Source organism: Chelativorans sp. ZYF759, from assembly GCF_012911015.1.
In the GTDB taxonomy this organism is placed as follows: Bacteria; Pseudomonadota; Alphaproteobacteria; order Rhizobiales; family Rhizobiaceae; genus ZYF759.
Genome location: NZ_WVVV01000011.1, coordinates 117,089 through 124,931, shown reverse-complemented (window position 1 = coordinate 124,931; position 7,843 = coordinate 117,089). Strand labels below are relative to the sequence as shown.

At 66.2% G+C, this 7,843-nt stretch carries 7 protein-coding genes; 5 read left to right on the top strand and 2 right to left on the bottom strand.

Features of this window, described 5'->3' with window-relative positions; genetic code table 11:
- The coding region (locus GRZ55_RS17200) for a carboxyl transferase domain-containing protein (RefSeq protein WP_306785611.1) at nt 1-202 on the bottom strand (202 nt) is incomplete at its 3' end.
- Nucleotides 202-783, bottom strand: coding sequence for a biotin transporter BioY (locus GRZ55_RS17195; RefSeq protein ID WP_169288190.1), 582 nt, complete (start codon nt 781-783; stop codon nt 202-204). The genes GRZ55_RS17195 and GRZ55_RS17200, both read right to left, overlap by 1 nt.
- 229 nt (nt 784-1,012) lie before the next feature.
- On the opposite strand from GRZ55_RS17195, the gene GRZ55_RS17190 reads away from it, so the two are divergent.
- The 5 genes from GRZ55_RS17190 to pimC all read left to right on the top strand — a co-directional run bounded on the left by GRZ55_RS17190 (nt 1,013) and on the right by pimC (nt 7,707).
- Nucleotides 1,013-2,098 carry an enoyl-CoA hydratase/isomerase family protein gene (locus GRZ55_RS17190; RefSeq protein ID WP_246734832.1) on the top strand — a complete coding sequence of 362 codons (1,086 nt, stop codon included), beginning with the start codon at nt 1,013-1,015 and terminating at the stop codon, nt 2,096-2,098.
- A 97-nt stretch (nt 2,099-2,195) separates the two neighbouring features.
- Nucleotides 2,196-2,990 carry a 3-oxoadipate enol-lactonase gene (pcaD, locus tag GRZ55_RS17185; protein ID WP_169288189.1) on the top strand — a complete coding sequence of 265 codons (795 nt, stop codon included), beginning with the start codon at nt 2,196-2,198 and terminating at the stop codon, nt 2,988-2,990.
- Nucleotides 2,991-3,029: 39 nt separating this feature from the next.
- Nucleotides 3,030-5,126: a 3-hydroxyacyl-CoA dehydrogenase NAD-binding domain-containing protein gene (locus tag GRZ55_RS17180; RefSeq protein WP_169288188.1), complete on the top strand. Its 2,097-nt coding sequence runs from the start codon at nt 3,030-3,032 to the stop codon at nt 5,124-5,126.
- Nucleotides 5,127-5,151: 25 nt separating this feature from the next.
- The gene (locus GRZ55_RS17175) at nt 5,152-6,333 is read left to right on the top strand and encodes an acetyl-CoA C-acyltransferase (protein WP_169288187.1); all 1,182 of its coding nucleotides are present in this window, start codon (nt 5,152-5,154) and stop codon (nt 6,331-6,333) included.
- Between the two features lie 171 nt (nt 6,334-6,504).
- Nucleotides 6,505-7,707, top strand: coding sequence for a pimeloyl-CoA dehydrogenase large subunit (gene pimC / locus GRZ55_RS17170; protein WP_169288186.1), 1,203 nt, complete (start codon nt 6,505-6,507; stop codon nt 7,705-7,707).
- Nucleotides 7,708-7,843 lie beyond the last annotated feature (136 nt).

The following is a 7,843-nucleotide window of genomic DNA, read 5'->3' as shown; positions in this document are numbered from 1 at the left end:
TCTGTTCGGCCATTCCGAAATCCGTCGCCCGGTGGGCGACGAACATGTCGAATTCCTCGAAGGAGCCCTCGTCGAGGAGCACTTCGATGCGCTCGCGCGCGGTCAGCTTGCCCTTGGCGTGCTGGGCGGCGATCCGTTTTTCGCCGCCCCCTAGCCTCGCGCTTGCCCGCCTCCCTTCGAGCTCTGCGAGGATTTCGCGCATCAGCGCGCCTCGCCACCTTCGACGAACTTCCACACCGCCGGGAAGACCAGCGCGGCCAGAAGCGCCTTGGCGATGTCACCGAGGATGAAGGGATAAAGGCCGGCGACCAGAAGCGTCTCGCCATAGCCGGTGAAGAGGCCGAGCCAGGCGAGGCCCGGCAGATAGATGGCGAAGCCGGCGACGAGGGCCGCCGCCATGGCGGTCAGCGGATTGCGGTCGAAACCGATGCGCGAGAAGAGGCCAGCCACGAAGGCGACCAGCGCGAAACCGACCAGGAAGCCGCCAGTCGGACCCACCATGTAGGCAAGGCCGATGCCCTGCTGAGGGGTGCCGGCAAAGACCGGCAGGCCGGCCGAGCCCTGGGCGAGATAGAACAGCACGGCGGCGGTGCCGCGCACGGGGCCGAGTGCCAGGCCAAGTCCGATGGCCACGAAGGTCTGCATGGACATGGGCACGGGATAGAACGGCACCTGCACCTTGGCCGCGATGGTCATCAACAGGGAGCCTGCGAGAACCAGCAGCAGGTTCGTCGCGAGCGTGTTGGAACCGCGCTTCGTGGAAATCGTCTCGAATAGGGTCATACCGTCGTCTCCGTGGTCTTCGCCGCGCTTCGAATGCGGCCCGTGTCTCTCCGCAATAGCGCCGTTCCGGGCCGCCGAAAAGGCATGAAAGCGCGAACCTGCCTAAAGTAGGATTCTGAAACGGCAAAAAGGGGCCTGCGGACGCTGCCGTCCGACTTCGCACGCGCTGTATTCCTGCCACGCTTCGCGAGGGCTTCCCTTGACGGAAGGCGCCGCTATTGTCCCGCCCATGAGCAAGGGAACCCGCGACATGACCGACGAGCCGGAAATCCTGTTCGAAAAGCGCGGCCGTGCCGGGCTGATCACACTCAACCGGCCGAAGGCGCTAAATGCGCTGACGCTTGCCATGGTGCGGCAGATGCATCCGCAGCTGGCTGAATGGGCGCGGGACCCGGAGATCGCCCATGTCGTGGTGCGAGCGGCGGGCGAGAAGGCGTTCTGCGCCGGCGGCGACATCAGGCAGCTGCATGATTGGGGGCGGGCGGGCGACCGGCACTTTCTCGATTTCTATCGCGAGGAATACCGGCTCAACACATTCATCAAGCGCTATCCCAAACCCTATGTGGCGCTGATCGACGGGATCGTGATGGGCGGCGGGGTCGGCGTGTCGGTGCATGGCAGCCATCGCGTGGCGGGCGAGCGCACGATGTTCGCCATGCCGGAGACCGGCATCGGGCTGTTTCCCGATGTGGGCGGAACCTTCTTCCTGCCAAGGCTGCCGGGATCGGTGGGGACATGGCTGGCACTGACGGGCGCGCGGCTGAAGCAGGCGGATGCCGCGTGGTGCGGGATCGCCACCCATGCGGTGCCTTCGGCGCGGTTCGGCGCACTCGCGGAGGCGCTGTGCAAGGGTGACGACGCCGCGGCGGTGCTCGACGGTGTGGCCGGAGCGCCAGCGGAGCCGTCCACGCTGCCGGGCCTGATGCCGGCAATCGACAGGTGTTTCTCCGCCGACACGGTGCTGGAGGTGCTGGAAAGGCTGGAGGCCGAGAGTGGCGCCGATGCCCAATGGGCGGCAAAGCAGGCCGCAACGATCCGCTCCAAATCGCCGACCAGTCTCGCCATCGCGCTGCGCCAGATGCGGGAGGGCGCCACCCTCGGTTTCGAGGACTGCATGCGCGTGGAATGGCGCATCGTCAACCGCGTGGTGAAGGGGCACGAATTCTTCGAAGGCGTGCGCGCCGTCATCATCGACAAGGACAATACGCCACGCTGGCAGCCGGCGACGCTTGAATATCTCAGCGAGCCCGAGATCGACGGCTATTTCGCGCCACTGGACGAAGAGCTCGATCTGGAAGAGCTGGCGGCGGGGTGAGGCAGGGTCGACCGACCAATTTCCGTTTGGGCAATTGACCCCGCTCGCCGTTTCCAACATACTCGGTAGTATGTCCGCTTGGGGGAGGAGCAACCGCATGGCTTTCACGCGCGTCAACGGCATGGTTCTGCATCACGAGCTTCGGGGTCCGGAAACGGCGCCGGCCGTGGTGTTCTCCAATTCGCTCGGCACCGACTTCCGTATCTGGGACGAGGTCGCGGATGCGCTTGCGCGCGATTACCGCATCCTGCTCTACGACCAGCGCGGTCACGGGCTGTCCGACGCGACGCCCGCGCCCTATGCGATGACAGACCATGTCGAGGACCTCTCCGCGCTGATGGACCATGTCGGGATCGAGCGCGCCGTCGTGGTCGGGCTTTCGGTCGGCGGGCTGATCGCGCAGGGACTGGCGGCCACGCATGCGGACAAGGTGCGGGCGCTCGTGCTGTGCGACACCGCACACAAGATCGGCAATGACGAGCTCTGGAACGCGCGCATCGACATGGTGACGCGCGACGGCATCGGCGCGATGGCGGACGCGATCATGGAGCGCTGGTTCACGCCGGCCTACCGATCGCCCGACAATGCCGATTTTGCCGGCTACACGAACATGCTGACCCGCACCACGGTGGACGGCTATGCCGGCACCTGCGCGGCGATCCGCGATGCCGACCTGACGGAATCGACGCGCGCGCTGAAAGTGCCGGTGCTGTGCATCGTGGGCGACCAGGACGGAGCGACGCCGCCGGACCTGGTGCGCTCGACGGCGGAGCTGATCGAGGGCGCACGTTTCGAGATCATCGAGGGCGCGGGGCACATACCCTGCGTGGAGCAGCCGACCGCCACGATCCGCCTGATCAGCGAGTTCCTGGGCGGGTTGCCGAAGGGCTGAGGCCCGCCTGACAATATCCAAGCGTTCGAGGGAGGAAACATGAGCGATTATGTGACGGTGGATCGGCGCGGCGACGTCGCGGTCGTGATCATCGACAATCCGCCGGTGAACGCGCTCAGCCTGCACATGCGCGAGCCGCTCTTCGCGGCGCTGGTCGAGCTCGACGGCGACGCTTCGGTGAAGGCCGTGGTGGTGAGCTGCGCCGGCCGCACCTTCGTCTCGGGCGCCGACATCTCCGAGTTCGGCTCGCCGAAATCGCTGCAGAGCCCCAACCTGCCCGAACTCTGCGCGAAGCTCGAAACGCTGTCGAAGCCTTCCGTCGCTGCCATTCACGGCACCGCACTTGGCGGCGGGTTCGAGCTGGCGCTGTCGTGCCATTTCCGCGTTGCTGACAAGGCGGCGAAGGTCGGGCTCCCGGAAGTGCATCTGGGCCTTGTTCCAGGCTCGGGCGGCACGGTGCGGCTGCCGCGCGTTGTCGGTGCGGTAAAGGCGCTGGAGATGATCGTCTCGGGCAAGCCGATCGGGGCTGCCGAGGCGCAGTCGATCGGCGCGATCGACGCGGTGGCCGAGGGCGATCTGGTCGACGCGGCGGTTGCGTTCGCAACGGCAAAAATCGCCGAGGGCGCGCCCCTGGTGGCCGTGCGCGACCGGGATGACTGGCGCGACAAGGACCGCGCGGATCTCGATGGTTTCGACAAGGCAGCCGCCCAGCTGACGAAGAAGTCGCGCGGGCTGGAAGCGCCGCTGCGCTGCGCGGAAGCCGTGCGCAACTCGCTCACCATGGATTTCGACGCAGCCCTGATGAAGGAGCGCGAGATCTTCCTGGCGCTGCTGTCGGGCGACCAGTCCAAGGCACAGCGCCATCTCTTCTTCGCCGAACGCGAGGCGACCAAGGTGCCGGGAATCGGCAAGGACGTCGCCCCGCGCGAGGTCAAACGGGTCGGCATCATCGGGGCCGGCACGATGGGCGGCGGCATCGCCATGGCCTTTGCCAATGGCGGGCTCGACGTCACGGTGCTGGAAATGAGCGAGGAGGCGCTGGATCGCGGCTTCGCCACCATCCGGCGCAACTATGAAGGCTCGGTCAAGCGCGGCTCGATGGGCGCCGACCAGATGGAGGCGCGGCTGGCCCGCTTCGCGCGCACGACGGATTACGGCAAGCTTGCCGATTGCGACCTCATCATCGAGGCCGTCTTCGAGGAGATGAGCGTCAAGAAGGAGGTCTTCGCCAAGATCGAGGCCGTGGCCAAGGACGGCGCGATTCTGGCCACCAACACCTCCTATCTCGACGTCGACGAGATCGCCGCGTCGACGAAACGACCGCAGGACGTGGTGGGGCTGCACTTCTTCTCGCCGGCAAACGTGATGAAGCTGCTCGAGATCGTGCGGGGCAGAGAGACGGCTCCCGAAGTTATCGCCACGGCGCTGGCGGTGGCCCGCCGGATCGCCAAGGTGCCGGTCGTCGTTGGCGTGTGCCACGGCTTCGTGGGCAACCGCATGCTGGCCTCCCGCTCGGCGGAGAACGAGGCGCTGCTTCTGGAAGGCGCCACGCCCGAGCAGATCGACCGCGTGTTCACCGATTTCGGCTGGCCGATGGGCCCGTTCGCAATGGGCGATCTGGCCGGGCTCGATATCGGCTGGCGCAACCGCAAGGCGCTCGGCACCAGCGCGGTGATCGCCGATGCGCTGTGCGAGATGGGGCGCTACGGCCAGAAGACCAGCAAGGGCTTCTATCTCTACGAGGAGGGCTCGCGGACGCCCAAACCCGATCCCGAAGTCAGCCGCCTGATCGAGGAAAAGGCGCGCGATGCGGGCGTCGAAAGGCGCGAGATTTCCGACCAGGAGATCACCGAGCGCACGCTCTACCCGATGATCAACGAGGGCGCACGCATCCTGGAAGAGGGCATCGCGCTTCGCGCCTCCGACATCGATGTGGCGTGGATCTACGGCTACGGCTTTCCGCGCGGCAAGGGCGGGCCGATGTTCTTCGCCGATCTCGAAGGGCTGCCGAATATCGTGGAAAGGCTCGAGCACTGGCACGGCAAGACCGGCAACGAGGTCTTTGAGCCGGCAAGGACTTTGAAGGACGCGGCCGCCGGCGGCACGCGCCTGGCATCGATGAAATCAACCGCCTGATGGCGGCAAGGGAGGAGACATATCCATGAGCGAGGCCGTCATCGTCTCGACCGCGCGCACGCCGATCGGCAAGGCCTATCGCGGCGGGCTGAACAACACCGACGGGGCCGTTCTCGGCGCCCACGCCATCGGCCATGCGCTGCAGCGTTCCGGCCTGGAGGGCGGCGAGATCGAGGACGTGGTCATGGGCTGCGCCATGCAGGAGGGCACGACCGGACTCAACGTCGCCCGGCGCGCGGCCTTGGTGGCGGGGCTGCCGGTCACGGCGGCCGGCACCACCATCGACCGGCAATGTTCCTCGGGGTTGAACGCGATGGCGGTGCTCGCCAACGCGATCCGCAATGACGGGGTGACGGCGGGCATCGCCGGCGGGCTGGAATCGATCAGCCTGGTGCAGAACGACCACCGCAATGTTTTCCGGCTCATCAACAAGGAACTGACCGGCCCGGCAGCCGACGTCTACATGCCGATGATCGACACGGCCGAGATCGTGTCCAAGCGCTACGGCATCTCGCGCGAGCGCCAGGACGAATACGGCCTGGAAAGCCAGCGCCGGGTGGCGGCCGCACGCGAAGCCGGCCGCTTCGATGCAGAGATCGCGCCGATCAAGGCGACGATGGCGGTGATCGACAAGGAGACCAAGGCGGTCAGCCATCGCGAGGTCGAGATCGCCCATGACGAGGGTCCCCGCGCCGACACGACGGCGGAAGGTCTGGCCGGGCTGAAGACCGTGCGCGAGGGCGGCACGATCACCGCCGGCAATGCCAGCCAATTGTCCGATGGTGCGTCCGCGAACGTGATGATGAGTGCGAAGGAAGCCGAAAGGCGCGGTCTCACCCCGCTCGGCATCTTCCGCGGCTTCGCGGTGGCAGGCTGTGGCCCCGACGAAATGGGCATCGGCCCGGTCTTCGCCGTGCCGCGGCTTCTGGAGCGCCATCGGCTGAAGGTCGACGATATCGGCCTGTGGGAACTGAACGAGGCCTTCGCGGTGCAGGTGATCTACTGCCGCGACCGGCTGGGCATCGACCCGGAGAAGCTGAACGTCCATGGCGGCGCGATCGCGGTCGGCCATCCCTATGGCATGAGCGGGTCGAGGCTTGCGGGTCACGCCCTGATCGAAGGCAAGCGGCGCGGCGTGAAATATGCGGTGGTGACCATGTGCGTGGGCGGCGGCATGGGCGCGGCCGGGCTGTTCGAGATCAATTGATTTCGGCGCCCCCTCCACCATGCTTCGCATGGTCCCCCTCCCCCGCTCCGCAGGGGAGGATCAAGGGTTCGGGCGGACATCCGCGCCGCCCAATCCTCCCCCGTTTACGGGGGAGGGGGACCGCCGAAGGCGGTGGAGGGGGCGCTGGACAACGATGTTTGGAGAAGCAGAATGGACCTTCGTTTCACTGATGAGGAAATTGCCTTCCGCGAAGAGGTTCGTGCCTTCTTCCGCGACCATCTGCCGGACGACATCCGCGAGAAGCTGGTCGATGGCGAGCATATCGCCAAGGAAGACATGGTGCGCTGGACGCACATCCTGAACGAGAAGGGATGGGCGGTGCCGCACTGGCCGGTGGAGCATGGCGGCACGGGCTGGGACCCGATGCGGCAATATATCTTCCTGGAAGAGCTGCAGAAGACCCCTGCCCCCTCGCCGCTGCCTTTCGGCGTGAACATGGTCGGGCCGGTGATCTATACTTTCGGCAACGAGGCGCAGAAGAAGCAGTTCCTGCCGCGCATCGCCAATCTGGACGACTGGTGGTGCCAGGGTTTTTCGGAGCCCGGCGCCGGCTCCGATCTCGCCTCGCTGAAGACGCGGGCCATCCGCGACGGCGACCACTACATCGTCAACGGCCAGAAGACCTGGACGACGCTTGCCCAATATGCCGACTGGATCTTCTGCCTGGTGCGCACGAGCACCGAGGGCAAGAAGCAGGAGGGCATTTCCTTCCTTCTCATCGACATGAAGACGCCCGGCATCGACATCCGCCCGATCCAGACGATCGATGGCGGGCTCGAGGTCAACGAGGTGTTCCTGACCGACGTGAGGGTGCCGGTCGAAAATCTCGTCGGCGAGGAGAACAAGGGCTGGGACTACGCCAAGTTCCTGCTCGGCAACGAGCGCACCAACATCGCGCGCGTGGGCATGTCGAAGCAGCGCGTCCGCCGGATCCGCGAACTGGCAGCCGTGGAAATGTCCTCCGGCCGCCCGCTTCTGGAAGACCCGCAATTCCTGCAGAAGCTGGCTTCCGTCGAGATCGATCTCAAGGCGCTGGAACTGACGCAGCTGCGCGTCGTCTCCGCAGAAGCCAAGCGCGGCAATACCGGCAAGCCGGACCCCGCCTCTTCCGTGCTCAAGATCAAGGGCTCGCAGATCCAGCAGGCGACCACGCATCTGCTGATGCAGGTGATGGGACCGCACGCCATGCCGTTTCACGTGCACGACATGGAAGGCGCCAACGAGCCGCCGATCGAGCCGGATTACGCAGGTGCTGCCGCGCCCGCCTATTTCAACACGCGCAAGGTCTCGATCTATGGCGGCTCGAACGAGATCCAGAAGAACATCATCGCCAAGGCCGTGCTGGGGTTTTGAGGTGAACCCACCCTCCCCTTGATGGGGAGGGTCGGCGCGCAGCGCCGGGGTGGGGTGGCAACTGACCGTGACACACCCCCTCCCGCCGCTACGCGGCGACCTCCCCCATCCAGGGGGAGGTGGGCGCCTGACCTCC